Source organism: Methylomicrobium album BG8 (genome assembly GCF_000214275.2).
GTDB classification, from domain to species: Bacteria; Pseudomonadota; Gammaproteobacteria; order Methylococcales; family Methylomonadaceae; genus Methylomicrobium; species Methylomicrobium agile.
Window position 1 is genome coordinate 3,313,375 of the sequence record NZ_CM001475.1, and the last position, 25,434, is coordinate 3,338,808.

Consider the following 25,434-nt stretch of genomic DNA (forward strand, 5'->3'; position numbering starts at 1 on the left):
GAATAAGTGGTTTTTATAAGCGACACCGTGCGACATCCGTGGCACCTCGCCGAAAATGGGCAAATCCTTCCCGGCAGCGCCCGCTATCGGGGTGATTTCACTCAGTGTTCTCGGTTTTCCAGGGCGAAGGACAAAGGTCTCCCTAGGTCGGCTGCAGCGCCTGCCGAACGTGATAAAGATTGCCCAGGGCAAACAGCAAGTAGAGTTGTTGGGCATTCTTGAACAGCCCCCGGTAACGCACTTTGGTATAGCCGAACTGGCGCTTGACGATCCGGAACGGATGTTCGACCATGGCGCGTAACGGCGCCAGCATGTGGTTGTGAAGGGCTTGCTCTACCGGCAACTCCTCACCCTTCCCCCGCTTGAACGGAAAGGCCCAAACCGGCTCACCTTCCAGGCGATCCGCCGCCAGATTCCGGTCCTTGCGGGTATAGGCCCGATCGCCCAGCACGACCCGTTCCTCGCCGTGCAGCAACGCCTCCGTCATGACCCCATCCGCCACCTTGGCGGTGGTCATCTCCACAGTATGCACTAACCCCGACTCGGCATCGACCCCAATGTGCGCCTTCATCCCAAAGTGGTAATTGTTCCCTTTCTTGGTCGAACTCATCTCGGCATCCCGTTTGCGCGCCCGGTTCTTGGTGGACGGCGGGGCAGCGATTAATGTCGCATCGACGATCGTGCCTTGCCGTAGCAACAGGCCTTTTTCGGCCAACAGCGCCGCCGTTTCATCAAATAGGGTTTGTGCCAACTGATGGCGTTCCAGCAGATGCCGGAACTTGAGGATCGTGGTTTCATCCGGCAGGGCGTCCTCGCCCGCATCGAGCCCGGCAAACTCGCGCAGCAGCGGCATGTCGTGCAATACTTCCTCCATCGCCGGATCGGAATAGCCGAACCACTGCTGCATCAGGTGAATGCGCAACATCGTCGCCAAGGGAAAGGGGCGGCGGCCTCGGCCCGCTGTCGGGTAGTGCGGCGCTATCCGGCTCGTCCACAAACTCCAAGGCACTACCTGCTCCATCTCTTGGAGAAATTGCTGCCGCCGAGTCTGTTTCGGTTTCTTCACAAACAGTGGGGCACTGAGTCCGAGTTGCTTCATGGCGGGCACCTATCGAAAATGGCAAGCTGCGGATATTTTATCCCAGGCGTAGGACTTATTCAGAGTTTCCTTTAGCTCTTAATCCGTATTTCAGTCTTCTTTTTTACGCCCGGCCGCTTCGCCTTCGACAGACGAATCCTGTTCGCTTTCGTGCGTCTCGCTTTCGCCCTCCTTGATCGCCGAACGAAAATTCCGTATGGCCGCGCCGATGTCGGCCCCGGCGTTTCTGAGGCGCCTGGTGCCGAACAAGACCACCGCAATGCCCAGTACGATTAACAATTTGGTAACGCTGATTCCCATCTTTATCGCCTTAAGTGAAGTTAAGAATCGCCGACGATCCGGCGGATTTCCTGCAAATACGGCAATATTCGGAATATGGACCGTATTTTACCGTAGCGCGCGTAAACCGCGCCGCGCTATTCTTCCAACCGCTGTTGCTGGATCCAGGCCTGCCAGACCGCCAGCAGCACCGCCAGAATCACCGGCCCCAAAAACAGCCCGATCGGGCCGAAGGCGGACAACCCGCCCAGAACCCCGAACATCACGATCAGGAACGGCACGCGGCTGGCGCCGCTGATCACCAAAGGGCGGATCACATTATCGACCGTGCTGACGACCAGCACGCCCCACATGATCAGCCCGAGCCCCTGCCAGAGATGGTCGGTGGCGATCAAGCCCAATCCCAGCGGCGCCCAGACCAGCGTCGCGCCCATCGGCACCAGCGCCAGCAACGCGGTGACCGCGCCGAACATGACCGGCGCCCTGACCCCGGCGAAGGCGTAGCCGAAGCCCGCCACGATACCTTGCGCCAGGGCGGCCAGCACCAAGCCATAGACGACCGCGCGGGTCGTATAACCGGCGGCGCCGAGATACACGTGCTGGTATTTGCCCAGAAATCGGACCAGCCCCTGCTGCAGCTGCTCGACAGCGGTTTCCCCGTCGCGGAAGCAAAAAAACAGCATGACCAGCATCACCGAAAGCTTCAGCACATACTGGCCGATCCCGCCGATGAACCGGGCCGCGTCGCCGAGCCACTGCTGCACCCATTTGGAAACCTGCGCGGCCATCCCGGCGCGGTCACCGATAAACTGATCCAGCTCCTCCTGCAGGTGAGGACCGACCCACGGAATCTCGGCCAGAAGCGAGGGCATCCGGTAAGACGGATTCTGCAGGTTGTTCGCGACCACCTGATACATGGTCCTGAGCTCCTCCTGCAAGACATCGACCAGCCCGTACAGCACCAGCAGGATCACTGCGGAAATAATGCACGACATCACCGCGGCGCTCAACGTGTTCCGACACCCCAACCTGCCCCTGAGCCTGAGGTAGGCCGGCCACATCACATAGGCGACGATCAAAGCCCAGGCGATCGTCTGCAAGAACTCGCGCAGCACCAGGTAACTCAACCACAACAGGCCGACCAGCAAAATGCCGGGTATCAGGAAGCGGGTCGGCTTGTCGGGCAGCAATTCGTTTAACATCGGACGACGGCCTCATTCCGGAGGGAGCTCAAGACTTTCCGTGTTGGTCGGAAAAATACGGATTTGCTCGATTCGCGAGTTCTGCATCTTGTCGATCACGACATCGAACTGACTGAATTCGATCTGCTGCCCCTCGACCGGTATGTCGCCGAGTTTGGCCAGAATCAAACCGGCGACCGACACCTCGTTTTCGAGTTCGAGTTCTTCGTTTTCGATATCGATACCCAGAATCCGTTCCAGCGAAAAAATCGCCAGACTGCCTTTCGCCACGATCGTACCGTCATCGAGCCGGGTCCATTCTGCAATGTTGGGGCGGAATTCGTCGCGAATCTCGCCGACCATTGCGCTCAATAAATTGTCCAGCGTAATGAAACCCTGCGGCATCCGGTTTTTCCGGCCGACAATGGCGAAGTGTGCGGCGCCGGCGCGAAAATGGCGGAACAGTTCAAGCGCCGGCGTATGCGCGGAAACATAATGAACAGGGCGCAGGAACGGGCGAAGATCGTCGATCGGCCTGCCTTGCTGCTGCGCGAAAAATAAATCCTTCAAATGAATCAATCCCAGCACGTCCACGCCGTTCCGGTCGAAATAAGGATAACGGCTAAAACGCTTTTGACAGACGGACCGCAAATTTTCGTTCAAACTTTTCTTCGCATGGAGCGCCGCCATTTCATGCAGAGGACGCATCAGGTCGGAAACCTGCAATTCGCCGAAATCGAGCGTATTCGCGAGCACTCTCCATTCTTCCCGGGTAAACGTGCCGCCCTTGCGGTTGCTTCGGAGGATCAGCTTCAGCTCTTCGGCGGTGTAATGGGGATCGTGCCCGTCACGCTGTTTGATTCCGAATAGCCGCAGAGTCAGATTCGCACTGCAGTTCAACAGCCGGATCGCCGGGTACATCAGCACGTAGAATCCATAGAGCGGCGCGGCGCTGATCAGGCCGGTCTTTTCCGGGCTGCGGATCGCAAGCGATTTGGGCGCCAGCTCTCCGACAACGATATGCAGAACGGAAATGACCGAAAAGGCGATCAGGAAAGCGATGCTGTGTACCATCTCCGGCGAATGCAGATCCATCAGGCTCAATACCGGCAAAATTAGATCGGCGAATGCCGGCTCGCCGATCCAGCCGAGGCCGAGCGAGGCGAGCGTAATGCCGAGCTGGCAGGCGGACAAATACGCATCCAGATGCGCATGAACTTTCGCGAGCATGCGTCCGCGCCAGCCCTGGGTTTTCGCAATCGCGCGGATGCGCGTCGGGCGCAGCCTGACCAACCCGAACTCGGCCGCCACGAAAAAACCGTTCAGGGCAACGAGCAAAACGGCGATCGCAATCAAAAACAGATTATTCATATATTCATAAAAGATAAAAACTCGTTTTCGAGTTTTTCGGAGTGACCTTCCGAAGGCCGCGGAGATTGGAAAGGATGGGCATGGCTTCCCGCCATCATACAAGTCTGTAGACAATCGTTCGATGGGCGTTGCGCCTGTCCGAACGCCAATTTTTAAAATCCCCCAAGACCGTTCGGATTATAATAAACCCCACGGCCAAATGCGAGGACTCGAATGAAACCGACTCACCCCCGCTTTTTGCGATAAACCGGCCCCGTTTTGCGTCCGTCCAAAGCTCGTATCCAACTCTATTTCGTATTAATATCTGCCGAATGATCAGACCAGCACCATGCCGCGATTACGCCCCGAGAGATTTTGCAGCACCTTCATTTCCCGCTCGATTCAGTGCTTCCTCACGCAAGCCGCGCCGTCGGCGTTTTCCGCCGGGTTGGCCCGGCATCATCACGGCCTTTCTGTTCATCGCGGCCGCAGGCTGCACGCAACCGCCGCCCGTGCAGCAGTTGAAAGGCTTCGCGCAAGGCACCAGCTATCATATCAGTTACTGGTCTCCCGCCCCGGTCGATGCCCAGGCGGTCAAGAAAGCGGTCGCCGATGAATTCGCCTCCCTCGATAAACTTCTTTCCAATTACCGCCCCGATTCGGTCATCGAATCGTTCAATCGCCATGCCACGACGGATAGCCAGGAAGTCGGCCCCGAAATCGTGCAATTGGTGAAAATCGCGGAAACGGTCCATAAAGCTTCGCAAGGCTGCTACGACCTGACGATCAAACCGTTATTCACGTTGTGGGGGTTCAACGGCGAAACGCCGGCCGTTCCGGATGACAAAGCGATAGCCGACACGTTAAAACAGATCGGCATGGAGAAACTGACCGTTGTCGACGATACCCATCTGGGCAAGAAACAGGCGACACTGCAGACAGACCTGTCTTCCATCGCGCAGGGCTACAGCGTGGAAAGCCTGAGCCGCGTGCTCGAAAAACACGGGATCGGCGACTACATGGTCGAAATCGGCGGCGAACTGAAAACCCGCGGCCAGAAGCCCGATCAGACGGCCTGGCGCATCGCCCTCGAAAAACCCCTGCCCGGCGAGCACACGCTGCACAAGATTCTGGCGATGCCGAAAGCGTCGCCGCTCGCGATCATGACCTCGGGGACTTACCGACACTATTTCGACGCCGACGGCCGGCGCTACGGCCATATCCTGGACGCGCGCACCGGCCGGCCCGTCACGCACGACCTGGTTTCGGTGACGGTCGCCCATCCCGATCCGACCGTCGCCGACGCCTGGTCCACGGCCCTCTTGTGCCTCGGCGAGGCGCAGGGACTCAAAACCGCCAATGCCGAACATCTCGCCGCCCTGTTCATACGGCTGCAAAACGATCAGTTGGTTGAATCGCAATCGGACTCGTTCGCTGCGTCCAATCTCGTCACCCATCCATAAGCGCTCGGAATAAGGACACCCGCTGAATGTCTTCTACAAGCAACCTACAGAAAATCATCTCCGCTGTCGGCAACCGTATCCTCGGCAATCCGTTCAAAACTTTTCTGATCATCTGCCTGCTGGTCGGCCTGGTCGTGCAATACACCGCCAACAATTTGAGCATCAATACCGATACCGCGGAACTGATCGCGCCCGATGCGCCGTTTCAACAAAACCGCCGCAAGTTCGAACAAAACTTCTCCCAGGATATGCATACGCTGTTGCTGGTCGTCGAATCGGACGTGCCCGAACTGACCAAATCGGCGACCAAGCGCCTGGGCCGCTTGCTGAGCGCGGACAAAACCCATTTCGATTCGGTATACGTGCCGAACGACAACGACTATTTTCACCGCAACGGCCTGCTCTATCTCGGGCAGGACGACCTGCAAACCCTGTCGGACAGCCTGTCGCAGGCCCAGCCTTTTATCGGCCGCATCTCGAAAGAGCCGAACCTGACCGGTTTTTTCTCGATTCTCGAAGAGGCGCTGACCTCCGCGAACAAGGACCAGTCCGTACCGATCGATCTGACCTCGCTGATCGACAAAATCAACACCGCCCTGCATAAACGCGTCAACGGCGAAGACAGCCTGTTGTCTTGGGAAAACCTGATCGCCGAACAGAAAATCACCCAGGCAAGCGCGAACAAAGGTTTCATCAACGTGCTGCCCAAATTCGATTACACGTCGATACGGCCCGCCGAAAACGCGATCGAAGCGATCCGGAAAGCGGCCGAATCGATTCAGGAACCGAACCTGCCGAAAGTCAAAGTCTGGGTGACCGGCGAAGTCGGCCTCGAAGACGACGAACTCCTCGGCATGAGTACCGGCACCTTCAACGCCAGCATTTTTTCGGTAGTGCTGGTCTTCGCTATTTTATTGACCGCTTACCGCTCGCTGGCCCTGACCTTGGCGACCCTGTTCACTCTGGCACTCGGCATGGTGTTTTGCGGCGGTTTCGCCGCCCTTTCGGTGAAGCAGTTGAACCTGATTTCGGTCGCGTTCGCGGTTTCGAACATCGGCCTCGGCGTCGAATATGCGATCCATTTCTGCCTGCGCTACCGGGACAACCTGAGCCACCACATCGACAAGGTCCGTGCGATCCGCAGCACCCTGCTCAGCACCAGCCCGTCGCTGCTGTTGTGCGCCGGCACCACCGCGATCGGGCTGTACGCTTTCATACCGACCGATTACAAAGGCGTGTCCGAACTTGGCCTCCTGGCCGGGACCAGCCTGTTCATCTGCCTGTTGATCACGCTGACCGTTCTGCCGCTGCTGCTCAAATTCGTGCCGGTTTCGGTTCCCGCCGACACCATGAATACGCATCCGGCACTGGCCAGACTGGCCGAGAGGCTGGCCAATCTGACCCTGCATTATGCCAAACCGATTGCGATCGTGACCGGATTGCTGACCTTGTTGTCGATCGTGCTGGTCTTTCAGGTCGAAACCGATTTCAATCCGCTGAACCTGCGCGATCCCAAAACCGAGTCGGTGATCGCGTTCAAAGATCTGATGAAGGACAAGGACACTTCGCCGATGACCCTGACCATCCTCGCGCCCGATGCGGACAAAACCAAGGCGCTGCAGCGGCAGCTCGCGAAAGTGGATACGGTCGATAAATCGATCAGCCTGTTCGATTTCGTGCCGGAAAACCAGGAAGACAAACTGGCGATCATCGAGGAAATTGCCCTGATACTTGGCGCCCAGCCGCAGCGATTCCCCGAGCTGCAGCCCGATCGCGCTCCGGAAAACGGCATCGGAAAACTGATTCGGGCCATCGACACGGTGCTGCCTCAAAAAACCAACGCCAAGGAAGTCGAGTCGCTGACCACGCTGAGAAAGGAATTGAGCGACATTTTGATCGAGCTGGACGCAAGACAGATCACCAGCCGCGACCAGTTCATCGAACAGGTGCAGATCACGCTGCTCGGCACGCTGCCGAAAGTGATGAACGAACTCTACGCGAGCCTGAACGCGAGCGAGGTCACGCTCGCCGACGTGCCGCCGGACATCAGGGAAAGATGGCTCAGCAAGAGCGGGCTGTACCGGATTCAGATCATTCCCAGATACGATCTGAACAATCTCGACAACATGGCGAAATTCATCACCGACGTGCAGGCAATCGCGCCGGAAACCACCGATCTGCCGATCATGTACTGGGAGTCGATGAAGGAAGTGATCAACGCCTTCCAGGAAGCGATCATCATCGCGCTGATCACGATCACCCTGCTCTTGATGGCGATCCGCCGCAACGTGATCGATACGGTGTTGGTGATGACGCCGCTGATTCTGGCCGGGCTGTTTACGATGGCCAGCACGGTGCTGACCGGCACGCCGATCAATTTCGCCAATATCATCGCGCTGCCGCTGCTCCTGGGCCTCGGCGTCGACAACGGCATTCACATGGTCGAAAAACTGCATCACTCGCTGTCGGAAGAGCAGAACATCTACCAGTCGAGCACCGCGCGGGCGATGTTCTACGGCGCGCTGACCACCGCGTCGAGCTTCGCGGGGCTGGCGTTTTCGCCGCACCAGGGCATCGCGAGCATGGGCCTGGTGATCACGATCGGAATCTTCTGGATCATGACCTGTACGTTCGTGATTCTGCCGGCGCTGAGCAAACTGGTATTCAAACACAAAATATCCCATCCCACGGTCAAACTGCCGGAAACGGCCTGACGGGAAGCGTCATCCCGTTTCCATTTACGATCCTGCGCCGCAAGCCGCCTGGAGGAAGATAAACGATGCTCGACTATAGCGACTATATCAAAATCTTCATTGCGCTGCTGGCGGTGGTCGATCCGGTCGGCGTCATGCCGATCATTGCCGGCCTGACGGCGCGCGGCGACCGGAACGAACTGAATTCGATCGCCGGCACCGCCGCGCTGGCGGTCGCGGCGATCCTGCTGGCCGCGCTGTTCGTCGGCGAGGATCTGCTGCATTTTTTCGGGATCAGCATCAATTCCTTTAAAATCAGCGGCGGCATTTTGCTGATGCTGATGGCGCTCTCGATGCTGCAGGCGAGAACCAGCGAAACGGTGCATAACCGCCAGGAAGCCGAAGCGCTCGAAAACCACCGCTCGCTCGCGATCGTGCCGGTGTCGATGCCGCTGTTGGCCGGCCCCGGCGCGATCAGCGCGGTGATCCTGTATGCGCAAATGGGTAACGGCATCGAACACTATTTGCTGATCAGCCTCGACATTCTCGCGGTCGTGCTGATCTTGTGGGCCGTCATCCGTTTCATTCCCTGGCTGACCCGGCACCTGGGGCAGACCGGCATCAATGTCTTTACCCGGCTGATGGGCCTGATCCTGTCGGCGCTGGCGATCGAGTTCATGGCGAGCGGCTTGAAAGGCCTGTTTCCGGTTTTGTCCGCCCCGCTTTGACGCGCATGATCGAATCGTTAAGCTATGCTTCCGAAAAATCGGGCATGCCGCCCGGCTCGCTCGTGCATGTCGGCGAAGTGCACGATCACATCCGGAGCATTACGGTAATCAATTACAACGCCTCGCTACTTGAAATACGCACACTCGCCGCAACGGACGAGATCCCGCAGTACGACACGCCCGAAACGGTCACCTGGATCATTGTGCACGGCCTGCAGGATGTCTCGGTCGTCGAGACAATCGGTCGGCATTTCAATATTCATCCTCTGGTACTCGAAGACATTCTGAATACGCACCAGCGGCCCAAATTCGAGGAATTCGAGCATTATTTGTATATCGTACTCAAGGCGATCGCGCTGCAGAACGGCGATGCCTCGGTCGAGTACGAGCAGATCAGCCTGCTGCTGTTGAACAATATCGTCTTCACCTTCAAGGAAAAGTCCGACACGATCCTGGACCCGATCATCAACCGGCTGAACGTACCGCAAAGCCACATACGCACCCAGAAAGGCGACTATCTGGCTTACGTAATCATGGATACGGTCATCGACGAATACTTCGCGCTGCAGGATGCTTTCGACGAACTGATCGAAACGGTCGAAGACGAGCTCCTGACCAATCCGACCCACTGCACCCTGGCGACGATTCAGAAAATCAAACGCGAACTGATTTATCTGCGCCGATCGATCTCCCCGCTCCGAGAACTGCTGACGGCGATTCACCGCAGCGAATCGCCGCTCTTGCACGAACGTACCCAACATTATTTCACCGATGTCTACGATCATGCGCTCCGGATCATCGAGGCGCTGGAATCCTACCGCGACCTGATTTCCGGAATGCTGGATATCTACCTGTCCAGCATCAGCAACAAAATGAACGAGACGATGAAAGTATTGACCGTGTTCGCGACGCTGTTCATTCCGTTGACTTTCATTGCCGGCGTGTACGGGATGAATTTCGAATACATGCCCGAACTGAAATGGAAATGGGGCTATCCGGTATTGTGGGCGGTGTTTATCGCCATCTCGGGCGTACTGCTGCTATTCTTCAAGAAACGCAAATGGCTTTGAGTTCCGCCTCGATCCTTTCCTGATCCCAGCCCAGAACCGGCGCAATCGTTTCCGCAATCCGCCTGACCTCTTTCGGCGCCAGTTTCGCCAGAATCAGCAGAGGCAGCCTGCGCCGGAGCAGATCTTCGAGACGCACGACCATTTCGGTGCGTGCGCAGACCAGCAAATCGGCAACGATAAAAGGCGCGTCCGCAACGATCCGCACCGCCGAGCCGGGCCGTTTCCCGCACTGGTCGAAGATTTCCGGGACGCGGCTGCCGTACCGGAACAGCAGCCAGTCGGCGCTTTCGCGGTCGATGCCCAGTGCAACGGCGCGCCGGATCATCGCTGCGGACCAAGCCGGAAAATCCCCCTCTGGCGCCCAGGGCAGCGGCTTGCCGAAAGTCGCGCAGCGTACCGGTTTACCCAAGTCACCGCAAAGCCGGTCGACGATCTCCGCCGCGTCGCTTCTGGCCGACGTCAATTTGCCGCCGATCGAGGTCAACAGCCCGTTCGGCGCCGCCTGCAGTTCCCAGTCGCGGCTGACCGCCGACGGGGAGGACGCATCGCTTGCCTTCAGGACCCGCAGTCCCGCGAAAGCGCCGATGATGTCGTCTTTCGCCCAATGCGTATTGCGAGCGAAATGGTTCACTTCGTTCAACAGGTAATCGATGTCCTCCGCTTCGACTTTTACGGCGTCGACATCGCCCGCATAGTCGGTATCGGTCGTGCCGACCAGCGTCCGTCCGTACCAGGGAATCATGAAGAATACCCGGCCGTCGGCCTTTGCGGTCAGCAATAAGGCCTCATTGCCCAACAGGTTCGGCAGCACCAGATGCACGCCCTTGCTCAGGCGGTAGTTTTGCCGGCCTTGCTGCAGCCGGAAGGCCCATTGCCCGGCCGTATTCACGAAGTGCCGCGCCTGCACGGCCATGCTTTCGCCTGTCGTCCGGTCGGTCACGACCGTGGCGGAAAGTTTGCCGTCCCGCTCCAGAAAATCGCCCGCTTCGCAGTAATTGACACAGACCGCGCCGGCGCTTTGCGCACCGGCCACCAACTCCAGCACCAGCCGCGCATCGTCGGTCTGGGCGTCGAGATAGGTAAATCCGGCTTTCAAACCGTCGGCGCGCAAAAACGGAAAGCGCCCGGAAAACCTGCGTCCGCCGTAATAACGAAAACCCTGGCCCCCGCCGATCGCGCCGGCCAACCCGTCATACAGCGTCAGGCCGACCGCCAACCGAAAGCGGTCCAGCCGGCCGCCCCGGTAAACCGGCACGCCGAAACGCAACGGCCGCACCCGATGCGGCGCCGCGGCCAGCAGCATCTGCCGTTCGGCCAGCGTTTTGCGCACCAGCTTGAAATCGAAATTTTCGAGATAGCGAAGGCCGCCGTGCACCAGCTTACTCGAAGCGCTGGACGTCGCGTTCGCCCAGTCGCCCCGGTCGATCAAGACGACTTTCAAGCCGCGCAGGGCCGCATCATACGCGGTCCAGGCGCCGTAAATGCCGCCGCCGCAAACCAATACATCGAATATCGGCCCGTTCAATCGGGAAAAATCGCGCGTCATCATCCGATTCATTGCCTCAGCCGCCGTAAATACCTCATCATTGATACCGTGCATTGTCCACGAAAAACACGAAAGGCACGAAAGATTTCATAGCTTGATCCATTCAACCGTCGCTTTCGGATAGCGGCTCAAGCCGATCGGCAAACCAGGCGCTCTCGGATATTCCCTGCGCTCTTGATAGACCGGCTCAAAAAAGCAGCCATACATTTTCCGCCCCTAAGCACGACACTCTTTCGCGCCTTTCGCGCCTTTCGCGCCTTTCGCGCCTTTCGCGCCTTTCGCGCCTTTCGCGCCTTTCGTGTTTTTCGTGTTTTTCGTGTTTTTCGTGTTTTTCGTGTTTTTCGTGTTTTTCGTGTTTTTCGTGTTTTTCGTGTTTTTCGTGTTTTTCGTGTTTTTCGTGTTTTTCGTGTTTTTCGTGTTTTTCGTGTTTTTCGTGTTTTTCGTGTTTTTCGTGTTTTTCGTGGATTTGATCATAACACATCAGGCGCGGGCGCAAACCCAGACATCGACGCGTTCGACCCCTTGCCCCTTGAGCAGCAAAGCCATCTCCTGCACGGTGGAACCGGTCGTCATTACGTCGTCGAGAATCGCCACATGCCGGTAATGAACCGGCACAATCAGTTCAAACGCACTTTTGATGTTTCTCTGCCGCTGTTTGGAAGTCAGGCCGGCCTGATGCGGGGTAGCGCGCCGCCGCCGGCAACTGTAGAGATCGAGCGGAGTCCCGGTTTCGGAAGCGATCAGCCGGGCGATCTCGATCGCTTGATTGAATCCGCGCTTTCGGTAGCGCGCCCTGTGCAAAGGCACCGGCATGATGCAATCGGGCATCAACGCATGCCGGCCGACATGCTCGGCCAGCAGCTGCCCGAGCAAACGCGCATGGGCATGGCGGGAACCGAATTTCAGGCCGGTGATCAGATGGCGCATGCCTTCCTGGTACAGAAAAGGCGCATACACCTGATCGAACGCAGGCGGGCGGGCAACGCAGCGCCCGCAAAGCCGGTCCGCATCGGCCGCTGCCAGCGGATTTGCGCAGCGCGGGCAACAGCAGGCATTGACCGGCAATTGCTCCCGGCACGGCAAGCAAAGATCACGCCCCGTCTGCCCCGCACTCCCGCACAGGACACAGGTTGGCGGAAACAGCAGTTGCTGTATAATATCGAGCCAGTTGTTCACCCTTTTTAGAGAATTGAGTGGATCGGTTTTCAATTCAGCCCTACCCGGAGATTTTTCGCATGACCGCCCTTCCTGCCTCCAGTGCCCTCGAAGCCGCCGCACCGGTCCGCCATGACTGGCAACTCGACGAAGTACGCGCGCTGTTCGCATTGCCCTTCAACGATCTGATCTTCAAGGCGCAATGCGCGCACCGGGCCTACTTCGACCCGAACGAAGTGCAGGTCAGCAGCCTGTTGAGCATCAAGACCGGCTCGTGCTCCGAAGATTGCGGCTACTGCCCGCAAAGCGCCCGTTACGATACCGGCCTGAAGCCGGAGGCGTTGATGCCGGTCGATGCGGTCCTGAAAGCCGCGGAACGGGCCAAGGCGGAAGGCGCGAGCCGCTTCTGCATGGGCGCCGCCTGGCGCAGGCCGAAGGACAAGGATATCGAGAGAGTAGTCGAAATGGTGCAGGGCGTCAAAGCGCTGGGCATGGAGACCTGTGTTACGCTGGGCATGCTGACCGACGAACAGACCGCGCGCCTGAAGGAAGGCGGCCTCGATTACTACAATCACAACCTGGATACGTCCGAAGAGTATTATTCCGAGGTGATCACCACCCGCACCTACCAAGACCGCCTCGACACGCTCGCGCGTGTCCGCGACGCCGGCATTAATGTCTGCTGCGGCGGCATCGTCGGGATGGGCGAAAGCGACGACGACCGCGCCAAACTGCTGATCGAGCTGGCGAACATGCCGTCGCACCCTGAAAGCGTGCCGATCAACATGCTGGTGCAGGTCGAAGGCACGCCGCTGATGGGCACCGAAGCGCTGGATCCGTTCGTCTTCATCCGGACGATCGCGGTCGCGCGGATCATGATGCCGAAATCGCGCGTGCGCCTGTCGGCGGGCCGCACCGAAATGAATGACGAAATGCAAGCGTTGTGCTTTCTGGCCGGCGCCAATTCGATCTTCTACGGCGACAAGCTCCTGACCACCGACAACCCGATGACGAACCGCGACAAGGCATTGTTCGAACGGCTCGGCGTGCATATGGGCGGTTCCAACTACGCGCATCAATAACGGCCATCGCCCCGAGGGTTCAAAGGTAAGTTGGGTTACAACCCAACACATTTGAGGACTCATGCAGGGTTAACGACAACCCGAGTAAGGCGGAACGCGATAGCGGTTCCGCCGGTGATAATTGCCAGTTGGCGGATCGCCTGACGGCATCCGCCCTACGCTTGCCAACAATATTTCCGAATGAACGCCTTCGAGACCGATGTCGAACATACGCTCGCAGCGATAGCCGCACAAAGCTTATTCCGCAGACGGCGTATCGTTGCCTCGCCGCAAGGCGTGCATCTGACGGCCGACGGCCGCGAACTGGTCAATTTTTGCAGCAACGATTATCTGGGCCTCGCGAATCATCCCGAGGTGATTGGCGCCTTCAAAAACGCCGCCGACCGCTACGGCGTCGGCAGCGGCTCGGCGCATCTGGTCTGCGGCCATAGCATGGCCCATCACGCGCTCGAAGAGGAACTGGCCGAGTTTACCGGCCGCGAGCGGGCCTTGCTGTTCTCGACCGGTTACATGGCAAACCTCGGCGCGATTGCCGCGCTGACCGGCCGCGGCGATACGGTGTTCGAAGACCGCCTGAACCATGCTTCGCTGATCGACGGCGGCCTGTTGTCGGGCGCGCGCTTCAAGCGCTACCGCCATGCCGGCCCCGAACACCTGAAAAGCGCAATGTCTGGCGCCGGCGGCAAAAAACTGATCGTGACCGACGGCGTCTTCAGCATGGACGGCGACCTGGCGCCGCTGCCGGCCCTCGCCGAACTCGCGCAAGAAACCGGCGCCTGGCTGCTGGTCGACGATGCGCACGGCCTCGGGGTGCTCGGCGAACGGGGCGGCGGCGTGCTCGAACATTTCGGACTGAATCAAACCGACGTACCGGTGCTGGTCGGCACGCTGGGCAAGGCGTTCGGCACCTTCGGCGCCTTCGTGGCCGGCTCCGACGCCCTCATCGAACTGTTGATCCAGAAAGCGCGCACCTACATCTATACCACCGCGCTGCCGCCCGCGGTCGCGGAAGCGACACGCGCGAGCCTGCGGCTTGCCCATGCCGAAACCTGGCGGCGCGACAAGCTGAAAATCCTGACCGAGCGCTTCCGGCACGGCGCCGCACAGATCGGCCTCGAACCAATGCCGTCTCCCTCGCCGATCCAGCCGATCCTGATCGGCGACAGCTGGAAAGCCACTGCGCTCAGCGAAGCACTGCTCGCAACGGGTTTTTTGATCGGCGCGATTCGGCCGCCGACCGTACCGCAAGGCAGCGCGCGGCTTAGAGTCACGCTTTCCGCGGCCCATGAGGAAGCGCAGGTCGACAGGCTGCTGGATGCACTGGACCGACTCAAGGCTAAAAACGATACGGATACGGCGCCGTGAACGGCATTGAACTTCCTAAATGACACACATCCATACAGAAACCTACGGCCACGGCAAACCGATCGTGATGGTGCACGGCTGGGGCATGCACTCGGGCATCTGGCGGCCCTTTGCCAAGGCGCTGGCCGGGCATTACCGCGTCACCTGCGTCGATCTGCCGGGACACGGACGCAGCGGCAGGATTTCCGCGTTTGACCTGGAGCATCTCGCCCCAGCCCTGCTGACCGCGGTCGGCGATGAGCCGGCCTGCTGGCTGGGCTGGTCGCTCGGCGCAACGGTCGCGCTCGATATCGCCTCCCGCTTCCCGGACCGCACCGACCGTCTGCTTCTGCTGGCCGGCAATCCCCGCTTCGTCCGCACTTATGATGGCACCGACGATCCCGACCATTGGCCCGGTGTCTCGCTTCGCGTGCTCGAGGCTTTTTCCGGCCAGTTGACCGCCGATGCCCAGCAAACCCTGCTGCGCTTTCTAGCCCTGCAAGTGCATGGATTGCCCGAAACGAAAGCGTTGTTGAAGATCTTGAAAGCGGCCGTTTTCGAATGCGCTCCGCCCGACAATGCCTCGCTGCTGCAGGGATTGCAAGTGCTGAAAGAGGCCGACTTACGCCTGGCCGTGGCCGCCTTCGACCGCCCCGTCGCGGCGATTCTGGGCGGGCGGGACACCCTGGTGCCGCACGCGGTCGGCGCGCATCTCCAGCGCCTGCAGCCGAAGTTGCAATTACATCGGCTGGAGAAGGCCGGGCATGTGCCCTTCCTGACTCATCAGCAACAGCTGCTGGCGATCATTGCCGGCTTTATGGAGTCCCAATGAACGCGGCCCTGCTCGACAAGCCCCGCATCCGGCAATCGTTCGGCGCCGCTTCCCGGACTTACGACCGGGCTGCCGCATTGCAGCGCCGGAGCGCGTCCGACCTGATGCGGCCGATCGAGGAAGCGGGCATCCGCGGCACCGTGCTCGATCTCGGCTGCGGTACCGGCAATCTGACCGGGCTGTTGTTAGCCGTTCCCATTCCGCCCAAGACCGTGATTGCACTGGACATCGCCCCGGCCATGCTCGATGCCGCGCGCGCCAAGCTAGGCCGGCCTCTTAACGCGGATTCGACGGTTACTTACATCTGCGCCGACGCCGAACGCCTGCCGTTCGCGGACGCGTGTCTGGACGGCGTCTATTCGAATCTGGCGCTACAGTGGTGCGACCGGTTGGACCGGGTGCTGACCGACCTGAAGCGGATCATGAAACCCGGCAGCCCGTTGATCTTCTCGACGTTCGGCCCGCAAACCCTGAAGGAACTCAAGCGCGCCTGGGCTAAAGTCGACGATTTGCCGCATGTGAACGACTTTCATACCCGACAGGAATTGCTCGGTCTCCTGCAAACAACGGGTTTCAGCGCATGCCGGATACGGCAATTCGTTCATACGCCCCGCTATGCGAACGTGGCCGACCTGATGCGCGAACTCAAAGCGATCGGCGCCCATAATGCCCATCTCGCCAGGCCGAAAAACCTAACCGGCAAAGCGCGGATGCAGGCGATGTATGGCGCTTACGAGCGTCACCGGGTCGAAGGCTCGCTTCCGGCTACTTTCGAAATCCTACAAGTTTCCGCGCGTGCCTGACATGCTCCGGCAAGGCTATTTCATTACCGGCACCGACACCAACGCCGGCAAAACCTGGGCGACGCTGGCGCTCATGCAGGCCTTCAAACACCGGGGAAAAAGGGTCGCGGGCATGAAACCGGTCGCCTCGGGCTGCCGGTTTCGGGGCGGAAAATTGACAAACGAAGACGCGCTGCTGCTGCAGGCCCATGCCAGCGTCTCCCTCGACTACGACCTGATCAATCCCTACGCCTACGAACTGCCGATTTCACCGCATCTGGCCGGCAGGAACAACCCGGCCGATTTCGCTGTGGTAAAATCCCGCCTCGAACAATTGCAGGCGCGAGCCGACGTCGTTCTGGTCGAAGGCGCCGGCGGCTGGTATGCGCCGGTCAATGCGCACCAGGACATCAGCGACCTTGCCCTGACCTTGGGCCTTCCGGTGATCCTGTCAGCCGGAATCAAACTCGGCTGCATCAATCACGCGAAACTGACCGCCGAAGCGATCACGCTGAAAGGACTCAGGCTGGCCGGCTGGATTGCGGTGTGCAACGATCCCGACATGCGCTGCGCGGAAGCCAATATCGCCACCCTCAGGGAAACGCTGGCTGCGCCTCTGCTGGGGACGCTCCCCTATCTGCCGAATGCCGATTTAAACGACCTGGGCCGTTTTCTGACGACGGATCGGCTCTGACGCCCTCAAACCCGCCAGTGCGGCGGATTGGTCCTTTCGAATCCGGGCAATGCCTCGATCCGCCGACACCACGCCTTCAGCGCCGGAAAATGCGCATCGGCCCGGCACAGCCTGCCGCTGACCGCCTCGGTGTTTTCGCGCCGGGCGGCGATCAGCAGGAGCTGAACGACCGGATAAACCGCCATGTCCGCCGCGGAAAGCCGGCTGCCGGCCAGATAATCGTTTCGCTCCAGTAGCGCTTCGAGCCGGTCCAGCTCCTGTTCGACCTGCCGGCGGGACGCGATCGCTTCGTCCGTTTTTTCCGGCAACTCTCCGGAAATGATCGTGCCCGCAAACGCGGTCATGTGCGGTTCCAGGTGATAAACACATTCCATGATCAGCCGCCAGATCAGCCCGCGTTCCTCGGGAGCGTTCCCGAACAGAGCCGGCTCCGGCCGTATCGCATCGAGATAAGCGAGAATCGCGATCGATTCGTACAGCGTCGATCCGCCGTCTCTCAGCGCGGGAACCTGTCCCCGGGGATTGATGGCCAGGAACTCGTCCGACTTGAGATCCTCATCGGCAAAACTCAATTGCCGGCTCCGGTAAGGGATTCCTTTGATTTCGAGCGCCAGTTGGACCCGCCAGGAATACGGGCTGCCGCGGCCCCAAAAAATTTCGATCATGCTGTCGATGCTCCGGTGAGTTGTCCGGCGAAAGCAGCGCCCGATGCCCTGCCCGTTTTTAATCCGCTATGCGGGAGTTTTCAGACGGGCCGGAAATACGATAGGATGCAGTGCATTTTTCCAGCTACCGCAAAATGTAATATTCGACCCCCATGAAAAAACAAATCACCCATATCTCTTTGCATCGGACGGGCAAAATCGTCGCGTTTGTATCCGCCGCCGTCAGTATCCTCTTTTTTATCGCACTGTTGCTCGTGGGGGTGATTTCGCATCCGGAAATACTCGGCCGCTTTAATGCAATATGGCTTCGCTTGCTGATCGCCACCTTGATGATCCCGCTGATCAGCGGTTTGTTCGGCTATCTTTTCACAGTGATCGGTTGCTTTTTATATAACCGGATCGCCAAACGAACCGGCGGGATCGAATTCACCGTTACCGAAAGTGGCGATTTCTGACTCCCGGCGTCTTCAATCCGGCGCCGGTTTTACCCACCCATATCCCTCCCGATAACCGGGATATAAAAAACGGTACCCCAGCGCCTTCAAGCGGGCGTTATTACAGCGTTTGTTCATCGGCGCATCGGTGCCGGTCTCTTTGACGGCCGGAAGAGGACACTGCTGGCGTTCGGCCAGCCAGGAGACGACCTCCCACAGCGGCGCCGGATCGTCGTCGCTGGCCAGATAACAGGCATCCAATGCCCTGCCCGCCAGACGCTGTTCGAAGAGAAAGGCCAGCACGCCGGCACAGTCGTCCCGGTGAATCCGGTTCGTATAGTAAGGCGGCGTTCGCTGAATCGCCGACCGGCTCGCCGCCAGCCTGACCAGATATTCGCGTCCCGGCCCGTAAATGCCGGAAAAGCGCGCGACGATGTTGCCGGGATGCGCCGCCAGTACCCGTTTTTCCGCTTCCCGGATCAGCCGGGCGTTCGGATTGCCCGGTTCGGCCGGGGACATTTCGTCGACCCATTCGCCGTGCGACTGCCCGTACACGCTGGTCGATGACACGAAGATCCAGGGTGTGCCGGGAAATTTTTCCAGCACATTCCGCAAGCCGGTTTGATAAACGGCTCGGTAACTGGCTTCGTTCCGGCCGTCGGCCGAGACGATGTAGAACAGTTGGTCGAAATCCGCTTCGAGACCGGCTAGCGTATCCGCATTCGAAATATCCGCCTTCAGGCAACGAATGCCTTCCTCGACATCGGGCGGATACCGTCTTAAACCGGTCACCCGATGCCCCTCGGCGATCAACTGCTTTCCGAGCCGCGTGCCGACATCGCCGCAGCCGACGATCAAAATGTTGGCCATCGTTACAGTCCGTTGATCAGCCGCAGTTCCTGCGGATAAGGCGACATGTAGTAAGAATCGTCGATGTAGGGATCCGGCGCCTTCCGGAAATGATGCTTAAGCAAGGTCAAGGGCACGATCAGCGGAATTTCGCCGCGCCGGTAGCGTTCGATCACCTCCGCCATTTCGGCCTTGTCGTCGGAATCAAGCTCCGTTTTCAAATAGCCCTGGATATGCTGGAGGACATTCACGTGCCTGCCGCGGGTCGGCACGGGTCTCAGCAGTTTCATCAGCCCGGCGATATACCGCCCGGCCGTTTCGGCCAGATTCTCTTCGGTCAAACCGGCCAGCATCCGCCCGAGTTCGCGGTAATCGCCGTGACTCATGACGATCAGTTTATGGCGGGCATGGAAGCGGGTCAGGCTTTGGGCGGTAATGCCTTCGGCGATCAGTTGCTTCCAGCGGTAATAGACATAAACGCGCTGGACGAAATTCTCGCGCAGCCCCGGATCGCCGAGCCTGCCCTCCTCCTCGACCGGCAGCAGCGGATTCGCCTTCATCATCGCCTCCGCATAGATCCCGCCCCCTTCCTTGCGCGGCTGCCCGCCGTGATAGACCTTGACGCGCTCCATTCCGCAGCTCGGCGAGTCCTTTTTTAAAATGTAGCCGCACAGCCCGGCATGCCGGTCCTTGAGCCCTTCCGCATACGCCCGCAGGCGCTCGGTCACGTCGTGTTCGGAGTCTTTGACGCCGACGCAGCGTACCTGTCCGTCGACATTGACCAGGTGCAGCGTTGGCCGCGGGACGCCCAGGCCGATCTCGACCTCCGGGCAAAACGGATGGAATTCGAAATATTGGCCGAGCGTACCGGTAATATAAAAATCGTGCTTGTGGCCGCCGTCGAAACGGACTTCCTGGCCGAGCAGACAACTGCTGATGCCGATCGGAATTTTGTTCATATTTTTCAAATACCGCGAACGCGAAGGTAAACGCCGTAAGCGAGCAGGAACAGCGCCAGCCAGCCGGCCACCAGCCAGCCGATCATGCCGTCGTAATAGCCGACCAGAAAGCCGTATTCGGCATTGTGATGCGTATCGAACAGGGTCTTGCCCATCTTGATCTGCCAGACCCAGGCCGAATGGCAACCGATGCAAAGCCCTAGATTCGCGGACGAACGCGTTCGCAGGATGCCCAAAAAAATGCCGACCGCAAACAAAGCCAGCCAGTCCGGAAAATTGTACGCGTTAAACAGATTCCCGAACGCTTCGGCGAGCAGCCGGAAACCGCTCGACCAATCCGCCTGTTCCCCTGGAATCGTCGAATGGCTGTGCAGAAAGTGCAGCGAGGCATAATAGAGCGCGCTAACCGCGATCGCCGCGAACGGCGGCATTTTCCTGCCCAGCGACGCGATCAGCAAACCGCGGAACAGCGACTCTTCGATCAACGAAATCAGCAGCGACAATAACAGGATCAAACCCATCTTCCGGGCGATCAGCAGGGCAGTCCACTCTTTCGCCCGGTCGAGGCTCTGGATGTCCAGAAGATACTCGGCCGACAGCACCGGCAGCAGTATCAGGAGGCCGAGCGCGAAGCCCTGCGGAATCTGCTTGAGCCACAGGTTCCCGGAGGCGAAGCCCAGGTCGCTCCGACCGATCTTCAGCCGGGCCATCGCCGGAAAGATGCTCAGCACCAGGAAAACCAGCGTGGTTTTCGAAATGACTTTGGACAGGGTAAAACGGTCGCCGACGGCCTGAACCAGGAAATAACCGAGCAGGCAGGCCAGCAGCGAAACGGCCAGCAAGACCGCCAGCGGAACCAACGCATAATAAATGCGCTTCAGCATGCTTTCGGGCCGCTCCGAAAATCGCCCCACAGCATCTGCACCGCGGACAAGGCTGCCAACGAGGCGGTTTCGGTGCGCAAAATCCGCCCGCCGAGCCGAACCGGCACGAAACCGGCCGCTTTCGCGGCCTCCCGCTCGTGATCGGCAAAGCCGCCTTCAGGTCCGGTCAACAGCGTCACTTGATCATCTTCCGGCTGCAAATCGGCCAGGGTAATCTCGGCATAAGGGTCGAGAAACAGTTTCAAACCTTGTTGTTCGGATACCCATTGATGGAGCGAAGTGATCGGCGCCAGTTCCGGCAGGATGCTCCGTCCGCATTGTTCGGTCGCATGCCGCACGATGCGCTGCCAATGGGTAAAGCGCTGGACGCGCTTGTCGCCTTTCAACTGTACCAGGCAGCGCTCGGTTTCGATCGGGGTAATCCGGTTCACGCCGAGCTCGACGGCTTTTTGCACGGACAAATCCATCCGATCGCCGCGCGCCATGCCGAGCCCGAGGCACACCGCCAGCGGAGACTCGACATCTCGGCTCTGCCGCTGCTCGATCGCGACGGCCACCCGGTTCCGGCTGACCTCGAGCAATACCGACGGATAATCCGCTCCCGAGCCGTCGAACAATATGATTCTGTTATCTTTGGCCAACCGCAGCACGGTCCTGACATAGTGCGCGCTGTCATCGTCAAGTTCGATGTGCTGACCACAGTTTAACGGTTGGGAAACATAGAGTCGGGAAATTCGCATCGCGATGAAGGAAAGCTTGGCAATATGAAATTCGACGGGGGGCAGCGCCGAAGATTCAGTCTGAGAAGGTCGCAAGACCTACCAGGTTTTTAAAACCTGGCAGGTCTATATTAGGCGGCCCCGGAAGACGGCGTATTCATGCCGCCGACGGCCAGAATTGGAGATTCTCGAGTATCGCGAGCGTCGGGCCCGACTGATTCATCGTATAGAAATGCAGGCCCGGCGCCTCTTGTTCGAGCAGTTTCCGGCACAATTCGGTCACCACATCCCGACCGAAGACCTGGATCGCCGCGCGATCATCGCCCAGACATTCGAGGCGCTTGCGCAGCCAGCGCGGAATGTCCGCGCCGCACATCTCGGAGAAACGGAACAACTGCGAGTACTGCGTGATCGGCATGATGCCCGGCACGATCGGGATCGTTATCCCGTTTCGTTCGCAGCGGTCGCGGAAATAAAAATAGGCCTCGGCGTTATAAAAATACTGGGTGATCGCGGCGTCCGCTCCCGCTTCGACCTTACGCTTGAAATTGTTGAAATCGGCGTCGGCATTCGGCGCCTGGGGATGCACTTCAGGATAAGCCGCGACGTGAATTTCGAACGCATCGCCGGTTTCCTTGCGGATGAACTCGACCAGTTCGTTCGCATAGCGGAATTCGCCGGCCGACAGCATGCCGGACGGCAGGTCGCCGCGCAACGCGACGATCTTGCGGATGCCCTTGTCCCGATAGTCGTTCAATATCGTCCGGATGCCATTCCGGGTCGAAGCGACGCAGGACAGGTGCGGCGCGGCCGCGATGCCCTTGGACTGGATTTCGACGACCGTTTCGAAGGTTTTTTCGCGCGTCGATCCACCCGCGCCGAAAGTCACCGAAAAAAATCCGGGATTCAGCCGGGCAAGCTTCTCGTGAACGATTTTAAGGCTGGCCGCGCCTTCTTCGGTTTTCGGAGGATAAAACTCGAAACTGAGCACTTTCGGGTGCGTGTAGCGTGATTTCATGCGTTGAGCCTGAGCCGGGCAGACGATAGGTTGGACTGCCCAGCAAGGCAGCCCGGATCGGGAGAAGATCAATAACGGTAATATTCGCCTTTGTAAGGACCTTCGACCGGCACGTTGATGTAACGCGCCTGCTCCTCGGTCAGCCGGGTCAACTGGACGCCGATTTGCGCCAGATGCAGGCTGGCGACTTTTTCGTCCAGCTTTTTGGGTAGCACGTAAACCTTGTTTTCGTACTGTTCGGCAGCGTTCCACAGTTCGATCTGCGCCAGCACTTGGTTGCAGAAGGAATTGGACATCACGAAGCTCGGATGGCCGGTCGCGCAGCCGAGGTTGACCAGCCGGCCTTCGGCCAGCACGATCAGGCGCTTGCCGTCCGGGAAGATCACATGGTCGACCTGCGGCTTGATGTTTTCCCAGGTATACTGGCGGAGCGAAGCGATGTCGATTTCCGAGTCGAAATGGCCGATGTTGCAGACGATCGCCTGGTTTTTCATCGCCTGCATGTGCTGATGCGTGATTACATTCACGTTGCCGGTCGCGGTCACGAAAATGTTCGCGAGCGGCGCGGCTTCTTCCATCGTGACGACCCGGTAACCTTCCATCGCCGCCTGCAAGGCGCAGATCGGATCGATTTCGGTGATCCAGACCGTCGCCCCCAAGCCGCGCAGCGACTGCGCGCAGCCCTTGCCGACGTCGCCGTAGCCGCAAACCACCGCGATCTTGCCCGCCACCATCACGTCGGTCGCGCGCTTGATGCCGTCGACCAGCGATTCGCGGCAGCCGTACAAGTTGTCGAATTTGGACTTGGTGACCGAATCGTTCACGTTGAAAGCCGGCACCATCAGAGTGCCTTTGGCGACCCGTTCGTGCAGGCGCAACACGCCGGTCGTGGTTTCCTCGGACAGGCCCCGGACGTTCGCCATCAGCTCGGGATATTTCTCGTGCATCATCAGCGTCAGGTCGCCGCCGTCGTCGAGAATCATGTTCGGCCGCCAGCCGTTCGGGCCTTCGATGGTCTGTTCGATGCACCAGTCGAATTCGGCCTCGGTCTCGCCCTTCCAGGCGAACACCGGGATCCCGTCCGCGGCGATCGCGGACGCGGCATGGTCCTGGGTGGAAAAGATGTTGCAGGACGACCAGCGCACTTCCGCGCCCAGCGCGGTCAAGGTTTCGATCAGCACCGCGGTCTGAATCGTCATGTGCAGGCAACCGGCGATCCGCGCGCCCTTCAGCGGCTGCCCGGCGCCGTATTCGGCACGCAGCGCCATCAGGCCCGGCATTTCGGTTTCGGCGATGGCGATCTCCTTGCGCCCCCACTCCGCCAGCGCCATGTCGGCGACTTTATAATCTTGGCTCATTTCCCGCTCCTCTATTTTCCTTACTGAATTAAATGCCGGCCGCATCGCGCAAGGCTTCGACCTTGTCGGTTCTTTCCCAAGTAAAGGTGTCTTCGGTCCGTCCGAAGTGGCCGTAGGCGGCGGTGGGCTGATAGATCGGCTTCAACAGGTCCAGCATCGCGATCAGGCCTTTCGGCCGGAGATCGAAAATCGAACGGACGATCTCGACCAGACGATCTTCGCCGAGCTTGCCGGTGCCGAAAGTTTCGATCGTGATCGACGTCGGTTCCGCCACGCCGATCGCGTAGGACACCTGAATTTCGCAGCGCTCGGCAAGGCCCGCCGCAACGATGTTCTTCGCCACGTAGCGCGCCATATAGGCCGCCGAACGGTCGACCTTGGACGGGTCCTTGCCCGAAAACGCACCGCCGCCGTGGCGTGCCATGCCGCCGTAGCTGTCGACGATGATCTTGCGTCCGGTCAGGCCGCAGTCGCCGACCGGGCCGCCGATCACGAACTGCCCGGTCGGATTGATGAAAAACTGGGTGTCCTTGTGTACCCATTCTCTCGGCAATACCGGCAGGATGATTTCGTCCATCACCGCTTCATGGATCGCCTGGTTGCTGATGTCCGGCGCATGCTGGGTCGACAGCACCACCGTGTCGATCGCGACCGGTTTGTGATTTTCGTAGCGGAACGTGATTTGGCTCTTCGCGTCCGGACGCAGCCAAGGCAAGGTTTTATTCTTGCGCACTTCGGCCTGGCGTTTGACCAGCAGATGCGAATACTGGATCGGGGCCGGCATCAACACGTCGGTTTCGTTGGTCGCATAGCCGAACATCAGGCCCTGGTCGCCCGCGCCCTGTTCGTGGTTTTCGGCTTCGTCGACGCCCATCGCAATGTCGGACGACTGTTTGCCGATCGCGTTCAACACCGCGCAGCTCTGGCCGTCGAAGCCGATGTCGCCGTGATCGTAACCGATAGCGCAGACGGTCTTGCGGACCAGTTCTTCCAGATCGACCCCGGCATTGGTCGTAATTTCGCCGGCGATGATGACCATGCCGGTTTTTACCATCGTTTCGCACGCGACGCGCGATTTGGGGTCCTGCGCCAGCAGCGCGTCCAGTACCGCATCGGAAATCTGGTCCGCGACCTTGTCGGGATGCCCTTCCGAAACCGATTCCGAGGTAAAAATGAAATTGTTGCTCATAGAAGTGCCTTTTAAAAGTGATAGAAAGCCTGATACGCAAAAAGGCTGCAACGGCAGCCTT

25 protein-coding genes are annotated in these 25,434 nt (G+C 59.3%); 10 read left to right on the plus strand and 15 right to left on the minus strand.

The features are described from left to right. Positions 1 to 142: 142 nt before the first annotated feature. The 4 genes from METAL_RS14235 to METAL_RS14250 form a co-directional block, all read right to left on the minus strand. Positions 143 to 1,099 carry an IS5 family transposase gene (locus METAL_RS14235; RefSeq protein ID WP_005369238.1) on the minus strand — a complete coding sequence of 319 codons (957 nt, stop codon included), beginning with the start codon at positions 1,097 to 1,099 and terminating at the stop codon, positions 143 to 145. 90 nt (positions 1,100 to 1,189) lie between these two features. Beyond that, positions 1,190 to 1,399: a twin-arginine translocase TatA/TatE family subunit gene (tatA, locus tag METAL_RS14240; protein WP_005373340.1), complete on the minus strand. Its 210-nt coding sequence runs from the start codon at positions 1,397 to 1,399 to the stop codon at positions 1,190 to 1,192. 116 nt (positions 1,400 to 1,515) lie between these two features. After that, positions 1,516 to 2,580, minus strand: a complete 1,065-nt coding sequence (locus tag METAL_RS14245) for an AI-2E family transporter (RefSeq protein WP_005373342.1) — start codon at positions 2,578 to 2,580, stop codon at positions 1,516 to 1,518. Positions 2,581 to 2,592: 12 nt separating this feature from the next. Then, a complete protein-coding gene (locus METAL_RS14250) occupies positions 2,593 to 3,930 on the minus strand; it encodes a hemolysin family protein (protein WP_005373344.1) in 1,338 nt (445 codons plus the stop codon). Between the two features lie 491 nt (positions 3,931 to 4,421). On the opposite strand from METAL_RS14250, the gene METAL_RS14255 reads away from it, so the two are divergent. From METAL_RS14255 to corA, 4 genes are all read left to right on the plus strand, one after another. Beyond that, the gene (locus METAL_RS14255; protein ID WP_245549385.1) at positions 4,422 to 5,372 is read left to right on the plus strand and encodes an FAD:protein FMN transferase; all 951 of its coding nucleotides are present in this window, start codon (positions 4,422 to 4,424) and stop codon (positions 5,370 to 5,372) included. Between the two features lie 26 nt (positions 5,373 to 5,398). Beyond that, positions 5,399 to 8,086 (plus strand): efflux RND transporter permease subunit, encoded by a 2,688-nt coding sequence (locus tag METAL_RS14260; RefSeq protein WP_005373347.1) that lies wholly within the window; start codon positions 5,399 to 5,401, stop codon positions 8,084 to 8,086. Positions 8,087 to 8,151: 65 nt separating this feature from the next. Then, complete coding sequence (locus tag METAL_RS14265; RefSeq protein WP_005373348.1) at positions 8,152 to 8,793, plus strand: YchE family NAAT transporter; 642 nt, start codon at positions 8,152 to 8,154, stop codon at positions 8,791 to 8,793. A 5-nt stretch (positions 8,794 to 8,798) separates the two neighbouring features. After that, positions 8,799 to 9,863, plus strand: a complete 1,065-nt coding sequence (gene corA / locus METAL_RS14270; RefSeq protein ID WP_005373350.1) for a magnesium/cobalt transporter CorA — start codon at positions 8,799 to 8,801, stop codon at positions 9,861 to 9,863. Here the strand turns inward: corA and METAL_RS14275 are convergent. The 3 genes from METAL_RS14275 to METAL_RS14285 all read right to left on the minus strand — a co-directional run bounded on the left by METAL_RS14275 (position 9,841) and on the right by METAL_RS14285 (position 12,585). Then, positions 9,841 to 11,412 (minus strand): glycerol-3-phosphate dehydrogenase/oxidase, encoded by a 1,572-nt coding sequence (locus METAL_RS14275; protein ID WP_245549386.1) that lies wholly within the window; start codon positions 11,410 to 11,412, stop codon positions 9,841 to 9,843. The genes corA and METAL_RS14275 overlap by 23 nt on opposite strands. Positions 11,413 to 11,596: 184 nt before the next feature. Beyond that, the gene (locus METAL_RS14280) at positions 11,597 to 11,890 is read right to left on the minus strand and encodes a hypothetical protein (protein ID WP_005373353.1); all 294 of its coding nucleotides are present in this window, start codon (positions 11,888 to 11,890) and stop codon (positions 11,597 to 11,599) included. Beyond that, positions 11,890 to 12,585, minus strand: coding sequence for a ComF family protein (locus tag METAL_RS14285; RefSeq protein ID WP_005373355.1), 696 nt, complete (start codon positions 12,583 to 12,585; stop codon positions 11,890 to 11,892). The genes METAL_RS14280 and METAL_RS14285 overlap by 1 nt, the downstream gene beginning before the upstream one ends. Before the next feature lie 59 nt (positions 12,586 to 12,644). On the opposite strand from METAL_RS14285, the gene bioB reads away from it, so the two are divergent. The 5 genes from bioB to bioD all read left to right on the plus strand — a co-directional run bounded on the left by bioB (position 12,645) and on the right by bioD (position 17,298). After that, a complete protein-coding gene (gene bioB, locus METAL_RS14290; protein WP_005373356.1) occupies positions 12,645 to 13,646 on the plus strand; it encodes a biotin synthase BioB in 1,002 nt (333 codons plus the stop codon). A 180-nt stretch (positions 13,647 to 13,826) separates the two neighbouring features. Beyond that, positions 13,827 to 15,011 carry an 8-amino-7-oxononanoate synthase gene (bioF, locus tag METAL_RS14295; RefSeq protein WP_005373359.1) on the plus strand — a complete coding sequence of 395 codons (1,185 nt, stop codon included), beginning with the start codon at positions 13,827 to 13,829 and terminating at the stop codon, positions 15,009 to 15,011. Positions 15,012 to 15,030: 19 nt separating this feature from the next. Then, the gene (gene bioH, locus METAL_RS14300) at positions 15,031 to 15,822 is read left to right on the plus strand and encodes a pimeloyl-ACP methyl ester esterase BioH (RefSeq protein ID WP_005373360.1); all 792 of its coding nucleotides are present in this window, start codon (positions 15,031 to 15,033) and stop codon (positions 15,820 to 15,822) included. Next, on the plus strand, positions 15,819 to 16,625 hold the full coding sequence (bioC, locus tag METAL_RS14305; protein WP_005373362.1) for a malonyl-ACP O-methyltransferase BioC: 807 nt from the start codon (positions 15,819 to 15,821) through the stop codon (positions 16,623 to 16,625). Before bioH ends, bioC begins: the two co-directional genes overlap by 4 nt. A gap of 1 nt (position 16,626) precedes the next feature. After that, the gene (gene bioD / locus METAL_RS14310) at positions 16,627 to 17,298 is read left to right on the plus strand and encodes a dethiobiotin synthase (RefSeq protein WP_005373364.1); all 672 of its coding nucleotides are present in this window, start codon (positions 16,627 to 16,629) and stop codon (positions 17,296 to 17,298) included. A 5-nt stretch (positions 17,299 to 17,303) separates the two neighbouring features. On the opposite strand, the gene METAL_RS14315 is transcribed toward bioD, so the two are convergent. Continuing rightward, positions 17,304 to 17,963, minus strand: coding sequence for a glutathione S-transferase family protein (locus METAL_RS14315; protein WP_005373366.1), 660 nt, complete (start codon positions 17,961 to 17,963; stop codon positions 17,304 to 17,306). Positions 17,964 to 18,115: 152 nt separating this feature from the next. Between METAL_RS14315 and METAL_RS14320 the strand changes: the two genes are divergently transcribed. Next, positions 18,116 to 18,418 carry a hypothetical protein gene (locus METAL_RS14320; protein WP_005373367.1) on the plus strand — a complete coding sequence of 101 codons (303 nt, stop codon included), beginning with the start codon at positions 18,116 to 18,118 and terminating at the stop codon, positions 18,416 to 18,418. 12 nt (positions 18,419 to 18,430) lie between these two features. Here the strand turns inward: METAL_RS14320 and METAL_RS14325 are convergent, their stop codons facing one another. The 7 genes from METAL_RS14325 to metK form a co-directional block, all read right to left on the minus strand. Next, on the minus strand, positions 18,431 to 19,267 hold the full coding sequence (locus METAL_RS14325; protein WP_005373368.1) for an SDR family oxidoreductase: 837 nt from the start codon (positions 19,265 to 19,267) through the stop codon (positions 18,431 to 18,433). A gap of 2 nt (positions 19,268 to 19,269) precedes the next feature. After that, complete coding sequence (locus METAL_RS14330) at positions 19,270 to 20,205, minus strand: YbgA family protein (protein ID WP_005373370.1); 936 nt, start codon at positions 20,203 to 20,205, stop codon at positions 19,270 to 19,272. Positions 20,206 to 20,210: 5 nt separating this feature from the next. Then, a complete protein-coding gene (locus METAL_RS14335) occupies positions 20,211 to 21,089 on the minus strand; it encodes a CPBP family glutamic-type intramembrane protease (RefSeq protein ID WP_005373371.1) in 879 nt (292 codons plus the stop codon). Further along, a complete protein-coding gene (locus METAL_RS14340; RefSeq protein ID WP_005373372.1) occupies positions 21,083 to 21,829 on the minus strand; it encodes a 16S rRNA (uracil(1498)-N(3))-methyltransferase in 747 nt (248 codons plus the stop codon). The genes METAL_RS14335 and METAL_RS14340 overlap by 7 nt, the downstream gene beginning before the upstream one ends. A gap of 136 nt (positions 21,830 to 21,965) precedes the next feature. Beyond that, a complete protein-coding gene (gene metF, locus METAL_RS14345; protein WP_005373375.1) occupies positions 21,966 to 22,826 on the minus strand; it encodes a methylenetetrahydrofolate reductase [NAD(P)H] in 861 nt (286 codons plus the stop codon). Positions 22,827 to 22,894: 68 nt separating this feature from the next. After that, entirely contained in the window at positions 22,895 to 24,184 is a 1,290-nt protein-coding gene (gene ahcY, locus METAL_RS14350) for an adenosylhomocysteinase (RefSeq protein WP_005373377.1), read from the minus strand. A 28-nt stretch (positions 24,185 to 24,212) separates the two neighbouring features. Then, a complete protein-coding gene (metK, locus tag METAL_RS14355) occupies positions 24,213 to 25,373 on the minus strand; it encodes a methionine adenosyltransferase (protein WP_005373379.1) in 1,161 nt (386 codons plus the stop codon). Positions 25,374 to 25,434: the final 61 nt, after the last annotated feature.

Coding starts and splice junctions, on each gene's coding strand:
- METAL_RS14275 (WP_245549386.1), bottom strand. CDS start 11,412: ATGATGACGCGCGATTTTTCCCGATTGAACGGGCCGATATTCGATGTA.
- METAL_RS14250 (WP_005373344.1), bottom strand. CDS start 3,930: ATGAATAATCTGTTTTTGATTGCGATCGCCGTTTTGCTCGTTGCCCTG.
- corA (WP_005373350.1), top strand. CDS start 8,799: ATGATCGAATCGTTAAGCTATGCTTCCGAAAAATCGGGCATGCCGCCC.
- tatA (WP_005373340.1), bottom strand. CDS start 1,399: ATGGGAATCAGCGTTACCAAATTGTTAATCGTACTGGGCATTGCGGTG.
- METAL_RS14315 (WP_005373366.1), bottom strand. CDS start 17,963: ATGATCGAAATTTTTTGGGGCCGCGGCAGCCCGTATTCCTGGCGGGTC.
- METAL_RS14320 (WP_005373367.1), top strand. CDS start 18,116: ATGAAAAAACAAATCACCCATATCTCTTTGCATCGGACGGGCAAAATC.
- bioF (WP_005373359.1), top strand. CDS start 13,827: ATGAACGCCTTCGAGACCGATGTCGAACATACGCTCGCAGCGATAGCC.
- METAL_RS14330 (WP_005373370.1), bottom strand. CDS start 20,205: ATGAACAAAATTCCGATCGGCATCAGCAGTTGTCTGCTCGGCCAGGAA.
- METAL_RS14245 (WP_005373342.1), bottom strand. CDS start 2,580: ATGTTAAACGAATTGCTGCCCGACAAGCCGACCCGCTTCCTGATACCC.
- metK (WP_005373379.1), bottom strand. CDS start 25,373: ATGAGCAACAATTTCATTTTTACCTCGGAATCGGTTTCGGAAGGGCAT.
- bioB (WP_005373356.1), top strand. CDS start 12,645: ATGACCGCCCTTCCTGCCTCCAGTGCCCTCGAAGCCGCCGCACCGGTC.
- METAL_RS14340 (WP_005373372.1), bottom strand. CDS start 21,829: ATGCGAATTTCCCGACTCTATGTTTCCCAACCGTTAAACTGTGGTCAG.
- METAL_RS14335 (WP_005373371.1), bottom strand. CDS start 21,089: ATGCTGAAGCGCATTTATTATGCGTTGGTTCCGCTGGCGGTCTTGCTG.
- METAL_RS14265 (WP_005373348.1), top strand. CDS start 8,152: ATGCTCGACTATAGCGACTATATCAAAATCTTCATTGCGCTGCTGGCG.
- METAL_RS14325 (WP_005373368.1), bottom strand. CDS start 19,267: ATGGCCAACATTTTGATCGTCGGCTGCGGCGATGTCGGCACGCGGCTC.
- METAL_RS14260 (WP_005373347.1), top strand. CDS start 5,399: ATGTCTTCTACAAGCAACCTACAGAAAATCATCTCCGCTGTCGGCAAC.
- METAL_RS14280 (WP_005373353.1), bottom strand. CDS start 11,890: ATGTGTTATGATCAAATCCACGAAAAACACGAAAAACACGAAAAACAC.
- bioC (WP_005373362.1), top strand. CDS start 15,819: ATGAACGCGGCCCTGCTCGACAAGCCCCGCATCCGGCAATCGTTCGGC.
- METAL_RS14235 (WP_005369238.1), bottom strand. CDS start 1,099: ATGAAGCAACTCGGACTCAGTGCCCCACTGTTTGTGAAGAAACCGAAA.
- bioD (WP_005373364.1), top strand. CDS start 16,627: ATGCTCCGGCAAGGCTATTTCATTACCGGCACCGACACCAACGCCGGC.
- metF (WP_005373375.1), bottom strand. CDS start 22,826: ATGAAATCACGCTACACGCACCCGAAAGTGCTCAGTTTCGAGTTTTAT.
- ahcY (WP_005373377.1), bottom strand. CDS start 24,184: ATGAGCCAAGATTATAAAGTCGCCGACATGGCGCTGGCGGAGTGGGGG.
- bioH (WP_005373360.1), top strand. CDS start 15,031: ATGACACACATCCATACAGAAACCTACGGCCACGGCAAACCGATCGTG.